16 protein-coding genes are annotated in these 23,812 nt (G+C 36.5%); 5 read left to right on the forward strand and 11 right to left on the reverse strand.

What is annotated here, in order from left to right; all coding sequences use genetic code 11:
• Window positions 1–21 precede the first annotated feature (21 nt).
• From IPZ78_RS07800 to IPZ78_RS07815, 4 genes are all read right to left on the reverse strand, one after another.
• On the reverse strand, window positions 22–1,398 hold the full coding sequence (locus IPZ78_RS07800) for a RagB/SusD family nutrient uptake outer membrane protein (protein WP_225552438.1): 1,377 nt from the start codon (window positions 1,396–1,398) through the stop codon (window positions 22–24).
• A gap of 2 nt (window positions 1,399–1,400) precedes the next feature.
• Window positions 1,401–4,430, reverse strand: coding sequence for a SusC/RagA family TonB-linked outer membrane protein (locus IPZ78_RS07805; RefSeq protein ID WP_225552439.1), 3,030 nt, complete (start codon window positions 4,428–4,430; stop codon window positions 1,401–1,403).
• Between the two features lie 214 nt (window positions 4,431–4,644).
• Window positions 4,645–5,544, reverse strand: coding sequence for a sulfite exporter TauE/SafE family protein (locus IPZ78_RS07810; RefSeq protein WP_225552440.1), 900 nt, complete (start codon window positions 5,542–5,544; stop codon window positions 4,645–4,647).
• Between the two features lie 11 nt (window positions 5,545–5,555).
• A complete protein-coding gene (locus tag IPZ78_RS07815) occupies window positions 5,556–8,150 on the reverse strand; it encodes a TonB-dependent receptor (RefSeq protein WP_225552441.1) in 2,595 nt (864 codons plus the stop codon).
• 572 nt (window positions 8,151–8,722) lie between these two features.
• Here IPZ78_RS07815 and yiaA point away from each other — a divergent pair.
• Window positions 8,723–9,196, forward strand: coding sequence for an inner membrane protein YiaA (gene yiaA, locus IPZ78_RS07820; protein WP_225552442.1), 474 nt, complete (start codon window positions 8,723–8,725; stop codon window positions 9,194–9,196).
• Window positions 9,197–9,262: 66 nt separating this feature from the next.
• Here yiaA and IPZ78_RS07825 read toward each other — a convergent pair whose 3' ends face one another.
• The 5 genes from IPZ78_RS07825 to IPZ78_RS07845 all read right to left on the reverse strand — a co-directional run bounded on the left by IPZ78_RS07825 (window position 9,263) and on the right by IPZ78_RS07845 (window position 15,640).
• Window positions 9,263–11,047: an acyl-CoA dehydrogenase family protein gene (locus tag IPZ78_RS07825; protein ID WP_225552443.1), complete on the reverse strand. Its 1,785-nt coding sequence runs from the start codon at window positions 11,045–11,047 to the stop codon at window positions 9,263–9,265.
• Window positions 11,048–11,145: 98 nt separating this feature from the next.
• The gene (locus IPZ78_RS07830) at window positions 11,146–12,321 is read right to left on the reverse strand and encodes an acetyl-CoA C-acyltransferase (RefSeq protein WP_225552444.1); all 1,176 of its coding nucleotides are present in this window, start codon (window positions 12,319–12,321) and stop codon (window positions 11,146–11,148) included.
• A 151-nt stretch (window positions 12,322–12,472) separates the two neighbouring features.
• Entirely contained in the window at window positions 12,473–12,715 is a 243-nt protein-coding gene (locus IPZ78_RS07835; RefSeq protein WP_225552445.1) for a four helix bundle protein, read from the reverse strand.
• Window positions 12,716–12,745: 30 nt separating this feature from the next.
• Window positions 12,746–15,175 (reverse strand): 3-hydroxyacyl-CoA dehydrogenase/enoyl-CoA hydratase family protein, encoded by a 2,430-nt coding sequence (locus tag IPZ78_RS07840; protein WP_225552446.1) that lies wholly within the window; start codon window positions 15,173–15,175, stop codon window positions 12,746–12,748.
• Between the two features lie 15 nt (window positions 15,176–15,190).
• Window positions 15,191–15,640 (reverse strand): MarR family winged helix-turn-helix transcriptional regulator, encoded by a 450-nt coding sequence (locus tag IPZ78_RS07845; protein ID WP_225552447.1) that lies wholly within the window; start codon window positions 15,638–15,640, stop codon window positions 15,191–15,193.
• 288 nt (window positions 15,641–15,928) lie between these two features.
• Here IPZ78_RS07845 and IPZ78_RS07850 point away from each other — a divergent pair, with 288 nt between their 5' ends.
• Window positions 15,929–16,891 carry an isopenicillin N synthase family dioxygenase gene (locus IPZ78_RS07850; protein ID WP_225552448.1) on the forward strand — a complete coding sequence of 321 codons (963 nt, stop codon included), beginning with the start codon at window positions 15,929–15,931 and terminating at the stop codon, window positions 16,889–16,891.
• Window positions 16,892–16,924: 33 nt separating this feature from the next.
• Here the strand turns inward: IPZ78_RS07850 and IPZ78_RS07855 are convergent, their stop codons facing one another.
• A complete protein-coding gene (locus tag IPZ78_RS07855) occupies window positions 16,925–17,236 on the reverse strand; it encodes an MmcQ/YjbR family DNA-binding protein (RefSeq protein ID WP_317197572.1) in 312 nt (103 codons plus the stop codon).
• Between the two features lie 55 nt (window positions 17,237–17,291).
• The gene (locus IPZ78_RS07860; RefSeq protein ID WP_225552450.1) at window positions 17,292–17,843 is read right to left on the reverse strand and encodes a thioredoxin family protein; all 552 of its coding nucleotides are present in this window, start codon (window positions 17,841–17,843) and stop codon (window positions 17,292–17,294) included.
• A 129-nt stretch (window positions 17,844–17,972) separates the two neighbouring features.
• Here IPZ78_RS07860 and IPZ78_RS07865 point away from each other — a divergent pair, with 129 nt between their 5' ends.
• The 3 genes from IPZ78_RS07865 to dnaK all read left to right on the forward strand — a co-directional run bounded on the left by IPZ78_RS07865 (window position 17,973) and on the right by dnaK (window position 23,594).
• Window positions 17,973–20,687: a TonB-dependent receptor gene (locus IPZ78_RS07865; protein WP_225552451.1), complete on the forward strand. Its 2,715-nt coding sequence runs from the start codon at window positions 17,973–17,975 to the stop codon at window positions 20,685–20,687.
• A complete protein-coding gene (locus IPZ78_RS07870; RefSeq protein WP_225552452.1) occupies window positions 20,680–21,543 on the forward strand; it encodes a GLPGLI family protein in 864 nt (287 codons plus the stop codon). Before IPZ78_RS07865 ends, IPZ78_RS07870 begins: the two co-directional genes overlap by 8 nt.
• 146 nt (window positions 21,544–21,689) lie before the next feature.
• On the forward strand, window positions 21,690–23,594 hold the full coding sequence (dnaK, locus tag IPZ78_RS07875; RefSeq protein WP_225552453.1) for a molecular chaperone DnaK: 1,905 nt from the start codon (window positions 21,690–21,692) through the stop codon (window positions 23,592–23,594).
• The last annotated feature ends 218 nt before the right edge of the window (window positions 23,595–23,812 follow it).

Here is a 23,812-nt window from a genome sequence, read left to right on the forward strand (position 1 = left end):
GTACCTCCTGTATAATTTTGGTTAATAATTAGGGTTTTGTTCCAACTTACCTAATTCCACTTCATTGATAGGAATCGGAAAAACATTAAAATAAGGTTTCACGACTACGTTGGGTTTTAGCTTTGCAACCTCAGTTTGTAACTTGCCTGCTCGCACCAAATCAAAATAACGGTGTGCCTCCCAAAGAAATTCTAAACGTCGTTCTGCTAAAATAATGTCCAATAATTCCTGTTTAGATTTTCCTGTCGGAATATCCTGTAAATTTGCTCTAGACCTGATTCTATTAATATCTAGGCGAGCTTGCTCTAAGTGTTCTTGTCGTGCTAAAGATTCAGCACGAATTAAATATTGCTCAGCCAATCGTAATACATAAGCCGGGTCAGTAGCGGGACTGCGATAATATAGTGCACCAGCAAATTGTTTAACACCACCTTGTGTAGCACTATCCAATAAATCCACCCGTGAACCTCCAGTAGCAGGATTTCTTAAGGTAGCAATTACAGCATCTGCAGGCCTAAAACGATAAGAACCGCCACGTGTTAGCAAAGTCATACGTGCACGTAAAGAATTTTGATTTTGAGCCGAATAAGCAATTTCAAGAATAGATTCCTGAGTTTGAGTTACATTATTCTTAAACCAACCAGAGTATGTCTCCGTTAATTTATATGCATTAGAGATGTTTATAACCTTAGTTGCATATTCTGCTGCTTTATCCCAATCTTGAGTGTATAAATATAAACGCGCTTTCAAAGCCCAGACAGCTGATTTTGTAGCGCGAACACGGTTAATATCATTACCCAAATGTTTTTCTGCTTCTTCTAATTCGTTAAGTACAAAAGCATAGGTTTCTTCACGCGTACTTCTTTTTATTTTTTCCTCATCTTTAATATTTACGGTTGGTTTGGTTTTGATAGGAACACCACCCCAACCTCTTGCCAAATCAAAATATGCCAAAGCGCGTACAAAATATGCTTCGCCAATAGCTTTATTACGTTCAGTATCTGTCAACGAAACATCCGTTAATGTTGGTGTCACTAGAAGAATATGATTTGCAATATTAATTGTACTATAAATGCTAGCCCAAACGCTTACAAATTCGGAAGCATCCGCTCTAAAACTGAAATTGGATAAATTATCATTTACATTAAATTCCACATCACCGCTAGGTACAAAACCTAAAGCCACGAATCCATCTCCATAATAGCTATTCGAACCTACTGCGCGATACAATCCTCTCAAAGCCGTTTGAAGAGATTTTTTGTCCGTGATAGCCACGGATTCATCCACGGACTCTTTTGGTTCTATCTCTAAAAAATCGGAACATGAGCTTAGCAATGCAATAGATATTATTATGCCGAATATATATGTAGTAATCTTTTTTATTTGTTTTCTCTTCATGATTATAAAGTCAAATTAATACCTAATTGAAATGTGCGTGGAGTTGGAGGCGAAGCAAAATCATAACCTTGAATATTTTGGCTTTCTCCTCTTTCGATACGCGTTTCTGGGTCAGCGCCAGTGTATTTTGTTAATAGGAATAAGTTCGTTCCTACGAAATACACTCTGGCTTTGTCTAAATGAATTTTTGAGATTAAAGATTTTGGCAAAGTATATCCAAAATTAAAACTACGTAATCGGAGAAATGAACCATCTTCAAAGAATCGGCTTAATTCCTGTTTATCATAGTTTTTCAATGCCAATCTAGGAACATCAGTAATATCGCCAGGTTTTTGCCACCTATCTAATTGCGTCGCAAACAACACACGATTTGCATCCAATTTACCACCTTGCTCACCCAAAGCTCTATTGTGATTCCACACATTGTTTCCAAAGGAATAGGTAAAAAGCACATTCAAATCGAAGCCTTTGTAAGAAAAATTGTTGCTCCATCCACCGAAGAATTTAGGCCAAGAATCACCCACGATCTTACGGTCTGAAGCTGTAATTTGACCATCCTTATTGACATCTTCTATCTGCAAATCACCCGTTTGTGAGTCTACGCCTTGTACATTGTACAACCAATACGAATACAGCGGATAGCCTTGTTCTATACGGATAAACTGTCTATCTTCAAAAGACATTGGATTCGGTAGAACCTCTATTTTATTCTTGTTTTGAGAAATATTGAAAGAAGATATCCAGTTAAAAGGTTTTTTCGTGAAAATATTAGCATTCAAACCGATCTCAAATCCTTTATTGCTTAATTGGCCATAATTAGACAAATAAGATTGAAAACCTGAATAATTCTCTACTGCAACTTCCAGAAGAGCATCCGTAGTCCTTTTGTTGTAATAATTTAGATCTAACGCGATAAGGTCTTTAAATAATCCTACATCAGCACCAATATTAAATTGAGCCGTCTCTTCCCACTTTAGATTAGGGTTAGCTAATTGCAATGGTTTTATGCCTGGTAATTCAGTCGTCCCAATATCTGGATAACCTTCTCCAGCAATCCAAAGTCCTCTATATTTGAAATCTCCAATACCGCTTTGGTTACCCGCAATACCGTAATTAACTCTTAATTTTAGATTATTTAAGACTTTATGGTCTTTAAGAAAGTTTTCTTTGCTAATTTTCCAAGCCAATCCTACTGCAGGAAAATATCCCCAAAGATTGTCTTTGGCGAATTTGGAAGAACCATCGGCTCTGAAAACACCTTCAACGAAATATTTATTATTGAAATTATATTCCAATCTTGAAAAAAAAGAAAGCATCGTATTGCTTCCCCAAGATTCATCGACGGTTTGATTTGCCGCTGCGGAAATCAATTTGAATGAATTATTTGGAAAGTTTGTTCCTCTTGAAAAAGTGTTTTTAGTGGTTGAACTCTGAATGTGATTCCCCACCAAAATAGCGAAACTATGTCTATCGGCAATCTTGTTATAACGTAGTGTTTGTTCATTCACCCAGAAATCAGACTGCGTATAACTCGCTATCGCCTCTCCATTATTAGCAATCCCACGCAACAAATTGGTATTCCAATATTCACGTTCTTCATAGATATTATAATCTACACTAAAGCTGGTTTTGAAAACAAGATTGGGTAGAATATTGTAGTTACCATAGATTGACCCTATATAATGGTTACTGTTCGCACTGTTGTCCGTATTGTTAACCAAAGATGATATATTATCGAAATTGACCCAATTCAGGGCTTTTCCTGACTCATCAAACAAAGGTAAATATGTTGGAATATCCACAGAAGCCTGGTACAAACCACCAGTATTTCCAGAACCTACAGCACGACCGATTTCGCGCTTGGACCTTGAAAAAGTATTAGTAGTTCCAACTTTGATTTTCTCATTAATTTTTTGCTCTAGGTTAATACGGAAGCTCCCTCTTTCAAAACCCATTGTTTTCCACACACCTTCTTGGTCATTATACCCACCAGCAATGTAGTACACCGTTTGGTCTCCACCACCTCTTACCGCAACATTATAGTTTTTGAATCCTGCGGTTTTATTTAGAATAGCTTGTCTATCGTAAGTAGGTTGATCTTTTGGCAAACCTCGTGTACCTGCTGTAAAAACAGGAGCTAAACCTTCATTTTTACGATATTCTTCTACCAATAAAGCGTGTTCGGAACCACTTGTTAAATCCCATTTTTTAGGTGCATAACCAAATCCTTGAGAAAGCTCAACATCTACCTTTGCTGTTTGTCCGTATTTACCCTTTTTTGTGGTAATCAAAATGACACCATTTGCTCCTTTAGAACCATAAATAGAAATAGCAGCTGCATCTTTTAAGACTTCAATAGTTTCAATATCATTGGGATTTAAATCTGCTAAAGGAGAAGTAGTCCTGTCAGCTGCACTATTTTGCAAAGATGTATTGTTGACAAAAATCCCATCAATAACATATAAAGGATCATTGCTTGAGTTAATGGAAGTAGAACCACGTACCCGAATAAATGTATTTCCTCCTGGAATTCCCGTACCACCATTAATTTGCACCCCAGCTACATTACCTTGCAACTGTGTATCAAAACTAGCTTCGGGTATGACTTTTGTTTTTGAAGCATCCACTTTACTTACAGCACCTACCAAATCTGCTTTACGTTGTGTCCCGTAGCCTACAACCACTACCTCTTCCAATCCATTGGATTTTGGTTTCAATTCTACGATCGCTGGTGAGGTTTTGAAAACATTTTTTTGAGATACATACCCTACATAAGAAATCGTTGCAGTAAAAGGCAATTTCTGGCCCGTGACGAATTGAAATTTACCATTTCTGTCAGTTTTTACACTGTGTGTAACCGCTTCCAATTGTACTGTAGCCCCCTCAATAGGTTCCTTTGTTTCTGCATCGATGACAGTACCAACAAGTGACGCATTTATGATAGGTTTTGTCACCTGTGCCGAACTAGATAACACTGAAAATATATGCAATAGTATGGCTAGGGCGTATATATTTACACGCTGAATATTCATAGAATGAAAATTTAAAAATTACTAAATAGAAGCTAATGATGAATTATAAGCTTCAAAATAATTGAGTAGCAAAAAAAGATAATTTGACTAACTGAGTGGTTAGATTATTGACACATTCGTCCTTTGTAGCACATACAGTAAAGCAACACCAATTCGTGTATTCCTATATTAAGTTTAGAATCAATGTTTAGTAATTTCATAGGTAGATATGAGTTTATTTCAACAAAAGACTTATTAAACTCCAAGTTGAGGTAATGACAACTAATGTCCCAACCATAATCATTAATAGTTTAGGATTCACTTTGGAAGCTACATAAGCGCCAACTGGTGCAGAAATAACGCCTCCTATAACCAAGCCTAATACGATATCTAAATGCTGTACTCCTAGAATAAAGATAAAAACAACCGTAGCGAAATACGTAACAAAGAACTCTGCTGTATTAACAGTTCCAATTGTTTTACGCGGATTATGTCCTTGACTTAATAAATTAGACGTCACAATAGGTCCCCAACCTCCGCCACCTATAGCATCTAATAGGCCTCCGAATAATGCTAATACTGGTGCATATTTTGTTTTCGGCTTAGCGTCTGATTTTTTACGAATTGCCTTGTACACCAAATATCCTCCCAAGAAAACCAAGTAAAAAGAAATATACGGTTTTACTAATGAGCCATCCAGTAAGTCAGCCAAGAGATAGGCACCTAAACTAGCACCTATTACACCTGTAAACACTATTTTAAAGAATAATTTTTTGTCCAAATTATTGAAACGTATATGCGATAAACCTGAAACACCTGTTGTGAAAATTTCAGAAGTATGCACGCTTGCTGAAGCTAGCTTAGGAGGAATACCAAGACTGAGTAATAAAGTAGTACAGCTAACACCGTAAGCCATACCTAAAGCTCCATCTATCAATTGAGCGAAAAATCCTGCCAAAATGAATAAGAAAAAAGTGGAGTCAAAATTTATAGTATTAGTCTCTATTGCACCCTTCAGCAGGTACACTAAATAACCAATTATTACAATTTTTAAAACCAATATAAATCCTACGATTGGCGAAATTTTCTTTTTATTTCTCATTTGAAGTTCTGCAACTTGTATATTATCACTCATTTCTTTATTTTTTATCTCAAATTATATCTTAATGTTACACCATAGGTCTGTGGATCTCCCACAACTCCTGCATATTGCCCAAAATTTCCTGGGGCAGCCAATAATTGTTCGTAATAATCTTTGTTTGTTAAGTTTCTACTCCACGCAATCACAGATAATCCATTACTACCTCTGAAACCAACCCTCGCATTAAACAGTGTATATGCATCAATATTTAAATACTGAGATGGTGACGAACTAGATGAAAATTTAGAACGATAGAAAGCATCCACACCTAAGAAGTAGTTACCTTGAAGACTTAGAAAATTACCTTTCAACGTAAATTCTGGTGCAATAGTCCACGAATATTTAGAGATTCCGGGCAATTGACCACCTGACACATCTTTAAATGCTTGTACTCCTCCAACTTCCTCCAAAGGCACTGGTGCATTCGTAAATTTGTCATACTTTCCATCTACATAGGCAAACGCAGCATTGATTCGCAGAAAGGCACTTACTTTTATACTTCCATCTAATTCCAGACCTTTCACACTTACCTTTTCAGCATTCGCTAAATACCCTCTATTCACTCCTGGGTCAGGTGTTTGTACTTGTGTTTGATAATCCTTTATCTGTGTTTCGAATAAAGTCAAGTTCAGGAAGGCATTACGGATTGGATTTGTTTTCACACCAAATTCATAATGATTCACTGATTCTGGCTTCACTTCGGCCAATTCTGTAGCAACATTCCCATCTATAACCGGTAATCCACCTACATTAATGCCAATAGGCTTGTAGCTTTTCGAATAGGTTATGAAAGTATTGTAATTGGGATTGAATTTATATTGCAAAGACAGTTGTCCTGAAAAATTATCCGCATCGGCATTCACATCAAATTGCTGATTGGAATAAATACTATTCACAGCTACCAACTGTGCTTCTGTATAGTTGATACTATTTTCAACAAATTTCACACGGCTGTAATCTGCTACTTTCCTATCATAGTTATAGCGGATACCAGGCAATAAGTGCAACTTATCAGTTATAGCCCAATCCAATTGACCAAACAAAGCCAAACTTGTACTTTTTATACCATAATTCGTACGGATCCCTACTCTATCCACTAATCCTGAAGCCCATTGTGAGGCTGCAGCATTATTTTGTTGAAAACGCCACAATGCATCACCAGCCTCTTCTGTATGGACAGGGTCTGTTCTTAAATTTTGCCATAATCCAAACACACCAACAACACCACTAATTTTGTCATTGATATTACCTGAATATCTAAATTCTTGAGACCATTGATCATGTTTTGAATTTCCAGAAGAAATGGTATACACAGGTATTCCTAAATAATCTCTATCATTCAATGGCACCCAGTCCCAATAGCGCCAAGCCGAAGTAGAGGTCAATGTACCATTACCAATTTTGTAATCTACATTCAATGACAAACCACCTAATTCGTTGTCAGCTTTTGAACGTGTATCTAAATCCACTTTACGCTCAAATGCACTTTTGTATGGGATTTCGTACCCCAAATCCTTTATTATACTATTGAACTGTCTGTATTCCGAACGTTGATTTTGAACTACACCAGCAACAGCCCAACCATAACCATCCGGCCTTTGCTTGGTCACATCCCCCGCCAGGGTAACCTTTATATTTTCATTCGGCGTGAATAACAATTGGCCTCTTACACCCAAATTATTGATATCATTGATTTGACGGTCTGTATTGACATTATACAATAGTCCGTCGCGTTGTGTACCTGAGAATGAAACTCTTGCAGCTAACTTATCCTTCACTATAGGGCCTGTGATTGATGCTTTGCCTTGTACATAACCATAATTTCCATAGCTTACCTCAAAATTTGCCCCAGGAATAAAGGATGGTAAGCGAGAGGTAATATTGAAAGCACCAGAAGTTGTGTTTTTACCAAACAATGTTCCTTGTGGCCCTCGTAACACTTCAATTTGCTCAATATCTATAAAATCCAATGCTGTAGCTGCTGGACGTGCCAAGTAAACACCATCCAAATAAAAGCCTACACCTGGGTCTATTCCATCATTTGTCAAACCATAGGTCGAACCTAAGCCACGAATATTCAATGTAGTATTACGCGCATTGGAAGCATACAATTGAACTGATGGAACAACTTCTTTGATACGATTGACATTAAAAGCCCCTGCATCTTCAATAACACTTGCCTTTACAATAGATACTGGAATCGGTATATCTTGAACCTGCTCTGTACGGCGTCTAGATGTTACAAAGACTTGTTCTAGTGTATTCAAACTCTGTTTTAATTCTATCACAGCTGGAGACGTTTCTATTACTAGTTTCTTGGTTTCATACCCCAAATAGGAAATGATAACTGTAAAAGGTAGTTTTTGACCAGTTACAAATTGAAACTTCCCATCTCTATCTGTTTTAACCTGGTGTGTAACAGCGTCCAATTGCACCGTGACACCCGAAATAGGTTCTTTGCTATCAGCATCGATGATAGTACCTACAAGAGATGCATTTATTATAGGTTTAGGATTTATCTCTTGAGCATGAACCAAATCAATAAGTGCGAACAAAAAAGATAATCCGATTGATATGCTATAAATTCTTTTATAATTCATAAATTTAAGCCGTTTATTAGTGAACATTACAAGTCGACAACGCCAATTGAACACTTGTTTATTATTAGACAAAATAAAGGGGAAGCCTCACACTTCCCCTCTCTATATACATAAGGGGAATAAAATTAATTACACATTCGCATTTTCCCTATCGAAACGATATTCTTTTCAATAGACTTTCCTACTACACATTCTGATTTTGAAATTTTGTAAAATAGACTCATTACTTATTATTAATTAAAGTTTGATAATTAACTAGTTGTACACAATGCATTGTTAACAATGCAAATATATAAACAAAAAATAAAAAGTCTACTAATTTTATAGATTTAATATACATTAATGTTTATTCAACTGATTACCAATACATTAATTTAAATATTTAATTCACAAAGGCATTAATTTCGCTATAAACTGAACTTAAGTATAATCCATCTAAGAACTTCACTACATAAGTATGCAAAATGAATAGAGGAAATTACATTCAGCCAAAAATTAACTTTGACAAGTTCCATTTTTTTTCAAACACGATTAATTATCCTATATTTAAATAATTAACCAACTATTTAAAAATGGAAAATCCAATAAATCTTAATGAAAACATTGATTCTGAAATTAAGAATCATGCAAAACTAGATGAGAAAAATAACTATCCTTTAAAACCAACTCCTGCTTTCATTGGTGCATCGTGGGCTGCACTATTTATTGGGGTCATTGGATATTGTATTGGTTTATGGAACGCCACTATGGAATTAAATGAGAAAGGATATTATTTCACCATATTACTTTTTGGACTTTTCGCAGTTGTCTCAGTACAAAAAAGTGTTCGTGATAAAGCAGAAAACCTTCCTGTGACGGATATGTATTATGGAATAAGTTGGTTTGCAACAATAGCGTCCATTTCCCTTCTAATAATCGGTCTGTGGAATGCGGAATTATTATTAAGTGAAAAAGGCTTTTACGCAATGTCCTTTGTATTAAGTCTATTCGCATCAATCGCTGTTCAAAAAAACACACGTGATTCTAAATTAATTGAAACAAAATAGTCTATAAACTAGTTAGGCTTAACAAATTGTTAAGCCTAACTAATCTAAATAAAAAATAAAAAAAATCTAAAAACAGTACTTGTTCTCTTCTACTAGTTTTCGTGCAATACGTTGACGTGCTTCTTTCACATTGAAAGGTGCTGCCTTTGTAAAACGACGAATACCAACCAACATCATATTCAATTCATCTCCCTCACCAAAAGAATATAAAGCTTCTTTTGCAGCCACATTCACTTTGTCAATCGTAGAATACAAATACACACGAGCCATATCTATCGCTAATGCAGCAGACTCTTCACCTCTTGTATGATACAATTTTTCCGCACGTAGCAAAACAGATTCTGCCACATACACATATCCGATTACATCCGCAATATTCATCAGAATCTCTTGTTCCTTAGACAAAGTCATCATTAATTTTTGAACAGCAGCACCAGCGACCAACAAACCTGCCTTTTTCAAATTAGCAATAATCTTTTTCTCCGCAGTGAACGGCGTATCATCTTCTTCGCCAAAATCAGGAATAGACATCAATTCACCCGCTACAGCTTGAGCAGGTCCCATTAAATCCAATTCACCTTTCATCGCACGTTTCAACAACATATCTACTACCAACAAGCGATTTACTTCATTTGTTCCCTCAAATATTCTGTTGATACGCGAATCGCGATAAGCTCTTTCCATAGGAGCTTCTGCCGAATAGCCCATACCTCCGTAGATCTGCACACCTTCATCTACCACATAATCCAGCATCTCTGAACACCAAACTTTGATAATCGCACACTCAATAGCAAATTGTTCTACAGATTTTAACTTCGCCTTCGCTTCATCCATTCCGCCTGCAACTAAAGAATCGTATGCATCATCAATGTTTTGTCCAGCACGATAAGCCGCTGATTCTGTCGCAAACAATCTTGTCGCCATTTCCGCCAACTTGTATCGAATTGCACCAAACTTAGAAATCGGCAAATTGAATTGCACACGCTCATTCGCATAATTAACTGCTGTAGAAATCACAGAACGCGCAGAACCAATAGTTGCCGCGCCTAATTTGATACGACCAATATTCAAAATATTAACGGCAATTTTAAATCCATTTTCACGTTCAGAAAGCATATTCTCTATTGGAACGGGGCAATCATTAAAGAAAACTTGACGCGTCGAAGAACCTTTGATACCTAGTTTGTGTTCTTCCGGATTCATGGTGATTCCACCAAAATCTTTCTCTACTATAAAAGCAGTAAGATTCTTATCATCATCAATTTTGGCAAAAACAATATATATGTACGCAAAGCCACCATTCGTTATCCACATTTTTTGACCATTAATCAGATAATGTGTTCCCTCAGCATTTAGCTTCGCCGAAGTACGACCTGAGTTTGCATCCGATCCAGAATTTGGCTCCGTCAAACAATACGCAGCCTTCCATTCTCCGGTTCCTAATTTTGGAATATACTTCGCTTTTTGTTCAGCATTTCCATAATACAAAATAGGCAAAGTGCCAATTCCAGTATGTGCTGATAATGCTACCGCAAAAGAAAATCCTCCTCCCACCGCATCTGCCACAAGCATAGATGTATTGAAATTTTTGCCAAAACCACCATATTCTTCAGGGATAGAAACACCCAACATTCCCAATTCTCCAGACTTATCCAACAGACTTTGCATCAATCCCTCTTCTTGAGCATCTATTCGGTCCAACTTATTCAAAACTTCAGCATCTAAGAAATCTAAACAAGTTTGACGAATCATTTGTGCTTCTTCATCAAATTCTTCAGGTATAAATATATCAGTGTATGCAGTTTCTTTAATTACAAACTCACCACCTTTGATTGATGTTTTGTTACTCATAATTTTAATTGATTAAGGAGAAAAGAATAATGTCTTATTCATCACTCGCTTGCCTAAACGTTTACAATTTGCTAATCTTAAACTCTTAATTAAAAAAGCTAATCCATCATTTCGAAAATACCTGCAGCCCCTTGTCCTGTACCCACACACATGGTAACCATACCGTATTTTTTACCTCGTCGCTTTAGCTCATTCAAAACTTGAACAGTCAACTTAGCACCAGTACAGCCCAAAGGATGCCCTAACGCAATAGCTCCACCATTCACGTTGATTTTTTCTTCATCTAATCCTAATTCACGGATCACAGCCAACGACTGCGAAGCAAAAGCTTCATTCAATTCGAACAAATCAATATCTTCCTTCTGCAAACCAGCCATTGCTAATGCTTTTGGAATAGCAGCTATAGGACCTATTCCCATAATGCGTGGAGGAACCCCAGCTACGGCATATGAAATCAATTTGGCAATTGGCTTCAACCCAAGTTCTTTCATTTTACGCTCAGACATCACCAACACAAATGCTGCTCCGTCTGAAGTTTGAGAGGAATTACCTGCTGTCACTACTCCATCAGCGGCAAAAACAGGTCTCAATTTGGCTAAAGCATCTAAACTCGAGTCAGCACGCGGACCTTCATCTGTATCTACGATATATTCACGCGTCGCCATCTTACCATCTTTAATGTAGTTTTCTTTGATTTTAATCGGAACGATTTCATCTTTGAAAACTCCATTCTTAATCGCAGCAACTGCCTTTTGATGAGATTTTAAGGCAAACGCATCTTGATCTTCACGTGAAACATTGAAATCATGTGCCACCGCTTCTGCGGTTAAGCCCATTCCCCAATACCAATCTGGGTTTTCTTTCGCCGTTTTTGGATTCGGAACAATTTTCCAGCCCCCAAACGGCATACCCGACATCATTTCTGCTCCTCCCGCAATAATAATATCGGCCATCCCAGTTTTAATCTTTGCTGTAGCTGTCGCAATCGTATCTAACCCTGACGCACAATACCTATTTACGGTCACGGCTGGAACTTTATCCGTATCCAAGCCCATTAACGAAATAAAACGTGCCATGTTCATGCCTTGCTCTGCCTCTGGCATCGCATTGCCAACAATTACGTCGTCAATTTCTTCTTTATTTAAATTTGGCACTGATGCCACTAAATGTTTTATAACTTCTGCGGCTAAATCGTCTGCACGCATAAACCGAAATCCACCTCGAGGCGCCTTTCCTACCGCGGTACGATATCCTGCTACTATATATGCTTCCATTTCTTTTAATTTAGTAGTTCGTAATGTGTATTGTGTATTGAGATTACTTCAATGATTTTATCAAGTTATAAAGCATCTTTTGGACAGCTTCTACTTCATTACATAATTTATTTTTTACAGAATCATCTATATAAGTCAATCTATTAAGTAATTATAATTGAGTTTCTAACTCATATGCCGAGCCGTTTGCAATTCCTAAAAATTGAATAAACTCACCTTTAGTATTTCGTCCAGCACCTTCAGCTATATTAGAACAAATTGAAACAGCACTTCTCCTAATTTGGCTAAGAAGCCCAAACTTTTCCGCGACAGGCAGATTTTCTGTACTCATATATACTGAATTAGCTAAATCCATAGCCTTTTGCCAAACAACCAAATCACGGAACTTATGCATACTCAATTCTCATTACTTAATACTCAAAGACTAATTCCTTAATGGCTTTCCTTTTGTAAGCATATGCTGTATACGCTCTAATGTTTTGCGTTCTGCACATAATTCCAAAAAAGCTTTGCGTTCTAGATCAAGTAAGTATTGCTCAGAAACTTCTGTTGGCGCAGATAAATCACCGCCACACATCACCCAACCAAGTTTTTCAGAGATTTTCTTATCATGATCTGAAATGTATTTACCAGCACGCATAGAATCCGCACCTACATATACAATACCCAATCCTTGATTACCCAAGACTTTGATATCTGTGCGTTGAATTGGTTGTACATATCCTTCATTGGCCAACTCGATAGCCTTTGCTTTGGCATCAGCCAATAGACGAGCACGATTCATAGTAATCGCATATTTTCCTTTTTGCAAATACCCCAACTCAAATGCCTCGACAGCTGAAGTAGAAACTTTAGCTTGACCTATGGTCAAGAATCTATCTTTCAGTGTATTTTGAACAATTTGATCTTCTTTGTATTCATCCGATGCCCGTAATGCAAATTCTTTGGATCCACCGCCACCAGGAATCACACCGACTCCAAATTCTACTAACCCCATATATGTTTCTGCATGTAATTGAACAAAATCTGCATGCATAGAAAACTCACAACCACCGCCTAAGGTCAATTGGAAAGGAGCTGCAACGACTGGAATCGAAGAATAACGCAGGCGCATAGCCGTATTTTGAAACATACGCACCGCCATGTTCAATTCGTCATAATCTTGTTCTACAGCCATCATAAAGATCATTCCGATATTCGCTCCTGCGGAGAAGTTTTTTCCGTCATTAGAGATAACCAATCCACGGTAATCTTTTTCAGCAATATCAATGGCTTTGTTGACACCTTGAATGACATCTCCACCTATAGTATTCATCTTAGTATGGAATTCACAATTGATGATTCCATCACCCAAATCTATAATCGAAACACCAGAGTTTTTCCAAATAGTTTTCGAATCACGAATATGATCCAACACAATTAAGTCTTCCGTTCCTGGAATTGGTTTATAGGCTTTGCTTGCTATAGCATAATAATAGCGAACACCATTTTCAACTTTATAAAATGATTCAGCTCCTGACGACAACATATCATGTACCCATTGCGCTACCTCGCCTGTTTGTCCTGGAAGACGTTTTTCTTCTGCCTGAATCTTGGCTACCGTTTCACGAACGCCTAAAGCGTCCCACACTTCGAATGGACCAATTTCCCACCCAAAACCTGCACGCATCGCATCATCAATGCGGAAAAAATCATCTGTAATCTCTGGAACGCGTTTAGAAACATATTCGAACAAAGGATAATGCATTGCACGGAAAAGTGCTGCTGCTTTATCTGTTCCTTGTTCATATACCTTCATCCGTTTACGAATATCTTCAACCAATTTAGTCGCCTCTAAAGTGGAAGATTTCACTTTTTGCTGTGAACCATATTCTAAAGTTCTGAGGTTCAAAGACAAGATTTCAGAACTGCCATCCGCAGCTTTCACCTTCTCATAGAAACCTTTTTTTGTTTTCTCGCCCAACCATTTATTTTCCACCATTTTGGTGATATAAGCTGGCAATTTAAAGACACCTTTAGCTTCATCATCTGGTGCATTTTGATCCAAGCCATTAGCTACATTGACTAAAGTATCCAAACCTACAACGTCCGCAGTACGGAAAGTAGCAGATTTAGGATGTCCCATTGCTGGACCAGTATATTTATCGACTTCTTCTACCGTCAAATCCATTTGATCGACCAAATGTGTCAAAGCCAACATCGAATACACACCGATTCTATTGCCAATAAAAGCTGGCGTATCCTTACATAGCACGACTGTTTTACCCAATATCTTGTCTCCAAAATGCATTAAGAAATCAATAACTTCCTGCTTGGTATCAGTTGTGGGAATGATTTCCAACAATTGCAAATAACGTGGGGGATTGAAGAAATGTGTACCACAAAAATGAGCCTTGAAATCATCAGATCTTGCTTCATTCATCATATGAATAGGAATACCTGAAGTGTTTGAGGTGATCAATGTGCCTTGCTTGCGATATTTTTCAACTTGATCAAACACTGATTTCTTAATCTCCAATCGTTCCACTACCACTTCAATAATCCAGTCTACCTGCCCAATCTTAGACATATCGTCATCAAAATTTCCCGTTTGAATACGCTTAGCGAAAGTTTTACTAAACAGTGGAGCTGGATTAGATTTAACAGCGGTCTCTAAGGAGGTATTAACGATACGATTACGTACCGCCGCACTCTCTAGTGTGAGCCCCTTTGCTTGTTCGGCTGGTAGTAATTCTCTAGGAGCAATATCCAATAGTAAAACCTTCAAACCGATATTAGCAAAGTGGCATGCAATTCGTGAGCCCATGACCCCCGAACCCAAGACAGCTACTTTCTTAATACTTCTCTTTATCATAAGTTTATATAGTTATCATTTCTCTTCTAACACAGTTTGTGGCTCATATTTATTTGCGATATCACTAATTTTATTGAGCATATTTGCCAATTGCTGTCTTTCCCTATCTGTAAACTGAGCATCCAAATATTCATTGAATCCTTTGACCACATCTTTGGCTATTTTTCTTTTTTCTACACCTAGAGGTGTCAAAAAAACTTTTACGGAACGTTTATCCACTACACAGGCCTCCCTATAAATAAAGCCCAAGCTTTCTAGATTTATCAATACCCTAGATAACGACGTCGTTTTCACTCCTGTGGAGTTTGCTATCTGCGAAACAGGCGTTCCATCTTTGTGGATATTTATAAGAATGTATCCAGCTGCCTGAGTAAATCCAAATTGTGTAGCAATATTATTATACTTATTTGCCACATTTTGCCATGCAGCTTTCAAAAAATAGTCAATCGTGTTATTCTGGCTCATAGTCGATTTGGTAAATTGCCTAACTCAAGTTTATTATGCAAGCATAACAAATCTATAGATTAGAATTCAATTATTCAAGGATTAAATTGTTTTTTAAATAAAAAAGTGTCTGAATTCAACTAAACACCTATATTGGTTAATATAAATAATCGCCGTACAATCAAATGTGGAAAACTTTTAATTGCTGATTATCTAATAATTAGAGCGAATATACAATAGGTTATAAACATAATCAATAATCATTCTATTAATAATGCATTAACTTTGTAAAAACATAAAAACAAAACTATGGCATTAGTAAACATTCCTCGTCTAGACCTTCATGATTTTACGCAAGGTACAGCCGAACAACGTGGACAATTTGTTCAAGATATTGGTAAAGCTTTCAATGAGACTGGCTTCGTAACTATTGCAAACCATGGACTTAGTCCAGAATTGATCGAAGAGCTTTATACTGTCGTAAAAGCTTTTTTTGATCTTCCTCAAGAAGTTAAAGATCAATACGAATTTCCTGAATTAGCAGGTCAACGTGGTTATACGACAAAAGGAAGAGAAAAAGCAAAAGATGCTAAAGTTCCTGATTTGAAAGAATTCTGGCAGAGAGGTCAAACAATTGTAGGTGAAGAGTATTCAAAAGTTGATTTCCCAGACAATCCTGAGGTAGCGGAACTAACTAGGTTCAATGAAATAACGGCGGAAATTTATAAAAAATTAGAAACTGCAGGTCGTAATTTATTAAAAGCTATCGCTTCGTATTTAGAATTAGAGGATAATTATTTTGAGAAATATGTGATCAACGGTAACTCTATCTTAAGAGCAATTCACTATTTCCCTATTGAAAACCCAGATTCTATTGCTCCTGATGCAGTAAGAGCTGGTGCACATGAAGACATTAACTTAATCACCTTATTAATTGGTGCAAGTGCAGATGGTCTAGAAGTATTGACTAAAGATGGTGAATGGTTTCCGATCAAAGCACATGGTGAAGATGTAGTTGTAAACGTAGGAGATATGTTGCAACGTTTGACAAACAACAAATTGAAATCTACAACACATAGAGTCGTTAACCCTCCTCGTGAATTGATGACTACTTCAAGATACTCTGTTCCATTCTTCTTGCATCCAAAAGCAAGCATGAGCTTAGCTTCTTTAGAATCGTGTATATCAGAAGAACATCCTAAAGTATATGAAGATTATACTGCGGGTCAATATTTAGATGAAAGACTAAGAGAAATCGGTTTAAAAATGTAAAACAAAAGGCAATCAATTGATTGCCTTTTGTTTTTATATCGTATCTCTTATATTTTTTGGAAGCGAAAGCTTGACCAAATCAAAACTATGGTCAATTAATTCCTTCAGTTGAGTTGTATTCAATTCGCGACCAAGAAATACAGTATTCCAATGCTTCTTATTCATATGATAGCCGGGCAAAACTGTATGTTGATACTTTTCACGTAGTTCAATCGCGTACTCAGGATCGCATTTCACATTGAAGCTCATATTTTCAACTTGATCTAGACCAATAAGTAAAAATACTTTTCCCGCAATCTTGAACACTAGGGTATCAGGACCAAAAGGCAGTTCCTCAGATACCATATTACCTTTTGCTAAACAATACTCCCTTAACTCTTCTACATACATATGAAAGATTTTACACTAACAATTTAGCGATATCTTTTTGAATTTCATACCCCTTATCTTCATTGTACCATTTTTGAACCGCTTCTTTTATTTCATTCATGTCATCCCCCTGCGCTTTAAGAGAAACAAAAAATTCTTGCAGTTTTTCAGGACGTGGGCCCCAAACAGCAACATCTTTGTCCTCAGCATTACGGATAATCAATTTTGGAATAGACTTCCCGCCATTTGTCAAATACTGATCAATCAAAAACGGAGCCTCATCACGCAACTGAATATCAACCGAAATAAATGGATTATTTTCAACCATATTATATAATTGAGGGACTGAATGCGCTGCATCTCCGCACCATGGCTCGGTTATTATAATCCAAGTTTGGGGTTCATTTACGGAAGCGATAAGCTCTTTCGTTTCATCAGAAGGTTCAAATTTATTCAACCAACGATTTGTTCGAGACCAATTGAGTTTCGCATATTTATAGTAGCTTTCATCCTGATAAACTGGAAACTGTGTTGGATTTAGTATTATCTGCTCAAAATAACTTAAGTATTCTTTAAAATTCATATAACTTTTTTTTGCCCACACAAAACTAGCTCAATCTCAATATATATTTGTCATAAATTTGTTGGTTCTCAATTAAACCTTTTAATGATATGTATATCTAAGGAAGGTATCCTAATTAACCAAAACTACATGAAAAGCGTTTTTTTTACGATTGTTGGATTATTACTTTGGAGTGTAAGTATTGCACAGATTAATCTAAATGGTAAGATTTTAGATAAATCTGATAACACACCCCTTACCAATGCAACGGTTGTCTTACTAAATCAAGATTCTATCCTCAAATACCATACAAGAGCTAATGAAAATGGGGCTTTCGAATTCAACAAAATAAAACCAGATGATTATTTATTAGTTATCTCATACCCAAAATTTGAATTACATTCTGAAAAAATACAACTCAAAGCAAACACCAAAGTGAATGATATTTTATTGAGTTCTCAAGCAAACTTAATAGAAGAAGTTGTAGTCACCGGAAAAATTCCTATCCGAATTAAAGGCGACACAATTGAATATGACGCTGGAAGTTTCGAAACGGAGAAAAATGCAAAACTAGAAGATCTTTTAAGAAGATTACCTGGTTTGACTGTTTCAGGCGATGGTTCGGTCACAGCACATGGTAAATCGGTATCCAAAGTACTGATTGACGGTGAAGAGTTTTTTGGTTACGATCCCAAAATTGCCATTCGTAATGTGCGTGCAGATGCAGTAGATAAAGTCCAAGTCTATGAACGTAAATCTGAAGAAGCTGAATTAACAGGCATTGATGATGGCCAACGTTTTCAAACGGTCAATGTCGTCCTCAAAGAAGAGGCCCGGGTTGGTATATTTGGCAATGTAGAAGCAAATCTAGGTACAGAAGAATTATACACAGCCAATCTTTTTGCAGCCAAATTCAATAGAACTGAACGAATTGGTATTACTGCTAATACAAATAACATGGGAGCTAATTCAGGAGGTAGAGAAGGTAGTCTGCGTATGAATAGCCAAATTACTGGTGAACCCCAAAATACATCTATAGGTGCCAATTACGACAATCAGTTCTTCAAAAGAAAGCTGAATGTTAATGCGAATTACAATTTTAGTGATGCGAGCAATCGTAATGAAAGGCAAAGCAATAGAATAGAAATATTCCCAGATATCACCCAACAAACAAACAGCAAAACGGATAACGAAAATAGTAGTCAGGGGCACAATTTTAGATCAGAATTCAAATTACGCATTGACTCAACTTCCAACATGGAATTACAAGTTAATGGAAATCAATCTAAGACAAACAGTTTAAGCAGTTCAGAAAACTATTTATTTAGAAATGAAACATTAGCAGTACGTGATTTCGCAAGTTCAAATAGCAGCATTGGTGATAATCTTTCTAACGAAATAAGGTTGAATTACCGTAAGCGTCTTAACAAAAATGGCCTATCCCTGAACATCCATTTAAATAACAATTTTGAAGAATCTGATCAAGAAAGTATGGTATATCAAAAGACATATTTTCATAAAATTGACACGATGGTATCTGATCGAACAACCATAGTCGATCAAAATCGATTTACCGACTCTAGGTCTAATAGATTCTCTACACAATTGCAGATAAATAACAGAATAAATCAAAAAATGAATTATTCTATTGGCTATAATTTTTCTATGAACGACAGTAAGAATAAGGTAGATGCATTCAACAACAATGATTCAGGCAATTCAATCGATGAAGAATATTCTCAAAATTTGATTAACGAATCAAGGAATCAAACTATTATTACGAACTTAAATTACAATACGGAGAAATTAAATTTTTCAATTTCTAATAGAACAAATTATAGAAATCAAGCATTAAATGATTCATACAGAGATATTGATTTGAGTCGTGACTTTTGGGATAATGATTTGAATTTGAGTAGTAATTATAAAATTTCAAACCGCAAAAATCTGAATGCATCTTATCAAAATAATTTTGACATCCCTTCATTCTCTCAATTACAGCGCTTGCAACCTCAGACCTCTCCTATTTTTGTACAATTAGGAAATCCTAATTTAAAACGTGCTGTAAACAATAATTTTAGATTGGATTATAGTACCCTGAGTTTATTGAAAGGTACAAGTTGGAATTTGAATTCAGCAATCGGTTTCAAAAGCAATCCTATCGTCAATAAACGCACAGTGTCTGATACATTGACAACAAGTACATATGTCAATGTAACGGGGAAATCTAGTTGGAATGCCAACCTCAACTCCAACTACAGCAAACCAATATTTGATAGAAAAGTTCAATTAAATCTATTTACTGGCGCCAATTACAACAATGGGTTTACATATACAAGATATTCTAAAGATGGATCATATACTGATCAAGCTCAATATGAATTAAACAATACACAAAACGCCTCATTACATACTGGATTCAGTTTCAACGAACAAGATTCTAAAGGGTTAGATTACGACTTCAATTGGCGAATTAACGTAAACAATCAACGTAACAGCTTACAAGCAGACCTTAATTATACAAACTTGAGTACTGGAGGATCAACGTATTTGCGTTATTTTTTACCAAAACAATTCAATTTCACAACACAGATTAATTATAATATTGAAGGCCCAACTAAACTATATAAACAAAGTATACAACAATTCTATACGAATCTCGAATTCAGCAAAAAGTTATTAAAAAATCAAAGTTTAGTAGCGAGTATTAAAGCTTTTGATATTTTCAAAACATACAATACAACAAACAGAAATGTATCTGAAACAGAGTTTTCAGAATCAACTCAGCTGATGCTCACTCGTTATGTATTGTTTGGTTTGAAATGGGATTTTAATAAAAACTTAGGAAAGAAAAATAATGGATAAACTAATTCTAACATTCATATTATTAATAAGCTATGTACAATCTAATGCACAGTACGCTTATTTCGGCACACGTGGTAATATTGCGTTTGACAAAGTAACTTTTAATAAAGCACGTATAAAAAGTATGTCACAGCAAATGGACCCCTCCATGATGATGCGATTCGGTGGAGGAGGTGGATTTAACATTGACAATATGCCTGAATCTACTACTCAAAAGTTAATCTTACATTTTGACGAAAACGCTACATTACTGAGAGTCGACCCCACTACCGAAGAACAGAAATCAGCTTCGACAGGCTCATCAACTCGTATGGGAATGGGGGGAGGACGCGGTGGTAATCGAGGGAATCAAAATAGAGGTGGTAATATGCCAAGAGGTCGAGTAGACAATAATTCCAAAATATTTTACCAAGACCTTAAAAAAAACACCAGCAGTTTACAATTAGAAATCGATGAGAAATATATTATTACTGACACCCTCAACAATATTACTTGGAGATTTACAGATGAATATCGTGATATAGCAGGATTTGAATGTAGACGTGTGAATGGCTCTACAGCCGATTCCTTATATTTAGTAGCCTTTTATACAGATCAAATCCCCGTTTCTGCGGGTCCTGCACTAAGCAGTGGATTACCAGGTATGATTTTAGGATTGGCTATTCCAGAGATGCATATTCAATATTGGGCCACGAAACTAGATTATACAAATGACCCCATTCCTAGTGATTGGAAAGACAAAAAATCAACTTCAATCACTTTTGATGACTTTGTCAAAAGCTTTGGCAGAATTTTCCAACGAGGACGTGACAGTAATTCGGGCAGAAGACAGATTCAAGAGCAATTAATTTACTAATCGAAGACAATTTGTCACATCAATGTGGCAGAAGTAGGACATTTTGGAACATTATTTTACAATTTTCCTGCAAAATAGTTGTTGGCACAAGGGTTGATATATACTTATCAAAGTTTTAAAAATTAGTAAAAAACAATATTCATAATATGTCTAAAATAATAGGAATCGACTTAGGAACTACAAACTCATGTGTTGCTGTAATGGAGGGTAACGAGCCAGTAGTAATTGCTAACAACGAAGGTAAACGCACTACACCTTCAATCGTAGCATTTGTAGATGGTGGTGAGCGTAAAGTAGGTGATCCTGCTAAACGTCAAGCAATCACAAACCCATATAAAACGATTTATTCTATCAAACGTTTCATGGGTACTTCTTTTGACGAAGCGCAAAAAGAATTATCACATGTACCTTACAAAGTAGTAAAAGGTGACAACAATACTCCTCGTGTGGAGATTGACGATCGCAAATATACACCTCAAGAAATTTCTGCTATCACTCTTCAAAAAATGAAGAAAACAGCTGAAGATTACTTAGGTCAAGAAGTAACACGTGCCGTAATCACAGTACCTGCGTACTTTAATGATGCACAACGTCAAGCTACAAAAGAAGCTGGTGAAATCGCTGGTCTTAAAGTAGAGCGTATCATTAATGAGCCTACTGCTGCTGCATTAGCATACGGTTTGGACAAAGCAAACAGAGATATGAAAATCGCTGTATTTGATTGTGGTGGTGGTACACATGACGTTTCTGTATTAGAATTAGGTGATGGTGTATTCGAAGTAAAATCAACTGACGGTGATACACACTTAGGTGGTGATGACTTTGACAATGCAGTTATCAACTGGTTGAATGATGAGTTCAAAGCTGAAAACAACGGTTTTGATTTGAAAAAAGACGCTATGGCGTTACAACGTTTGAAAGAAGCTGCTGAAAAAGCAAAAATTGAGCTTTCAAGCACGACTTCAACTGAAATCAACTTACCATATATCACTGCTGACGCTACAGGTCCTAAACACTTAGTACGCACATTATCTCGTGCTAAATTCGAATCATTAGTAGCTGACTTAGTTAAACGTACTATCGAACCTTGTCGTACAGCATTGAAAAATGCAGGTTACACAACTGCTGATATTGACGAAGTAATCTTAGTGGGTGGTTCTACTCGTATCCCTGCTATCGTAGACGCTGTAAAAGCATTCTTTGGTAAAGAGCCTTCAAAAGGAGTAAACCCTGACGAAGTTGTAGCTTTAGGTGCTGCTATCCAAGGTGGTGTATTGACAGGTGAGGTTACAGACGTATTATTATTAGATGTAACACCTCTTTCTTTAGGTATTGAGACTATGGGTGGTGTATTCACTAAATTAATCGAAGCGAATACAACTATTCCTACTAAAAAATCAGAAGTATTCTCTACAGCATCAGACAATCAACCTTCGGTAGAAATTCACGTATTGCAAGGAGAACGCCCGATGGCTGCAAACAACCGTACTTTAGGTCGTTTCCAATTAGCGGATATTCCTGCTGCTCCTCGTGGTATCCCTCAAATCGAAGTAATCTTTGACATCGATGCAAATGGTATCATCAAAGTATCGGCAAAAGATAAAGCAACTGGTAAAGAGCAAAACATTCGTATTGAGGCTTCTTCAGGTTTATCTGACGAAGAAATCCAAAAAATGAAACAAGAAGCTGAAGCAAATGCAGAAGCGGATAAAAAAGTAAAAGAAGAAGCGGATAAAATCAATGCTGCTGATGCATTAGTATTCTCGACTGAAAAACAATTGAAAGAATACGGTGACAAAATATCAGCTGATAAAAAAGCACCTATCGAAGCAGGTCTAGAGAAATTAAAAGTTGCTTACGCTGCTCGTAATTTTGAAGATATCGATACAGCTTCTGCTGAATTACAAAATGCTTGGAACGCAGCTTCTGAGGAAATGTACGCAGCCTCACAACAAGGTGGTGCACAACCTCAAGGTGATGCAGGTCAATCACAAAGCAATAACAAAGGTGGTGATGATGTACAAGATGTAGAATTTGAAGAAGTTAAGTAATTAGCTTTTCTATAAATAAAAATCCCCTTAGGAAATTTCGAGGGCACTGAAAAAGTCCCCTTTTAGATTGGGCTAAAAAAAGGAGTGGAAGACAACAGTTTTCTGCTCCTTTTTTCGTATCTTAAAGTAGGTTTTAACGGACATCAGGATGCTTTCTACCCAACAAAAAATACATTTCAGTTCCTATTCAGGATTGTACGATATCATTGTTCCAAAAG

Origin of the sequence: Sphingobacterium bovistauri, assembly GCF_020295405.1 — a bacterium.
In the GTDB taxonomy this organism is placed as follows: Bacteria; Bacteroidota; Bacteroidia; order Sphingobacteriales; family Sphingobacteriaceae; genus Sphingobacterium; species Sphingobacterium bovistauri.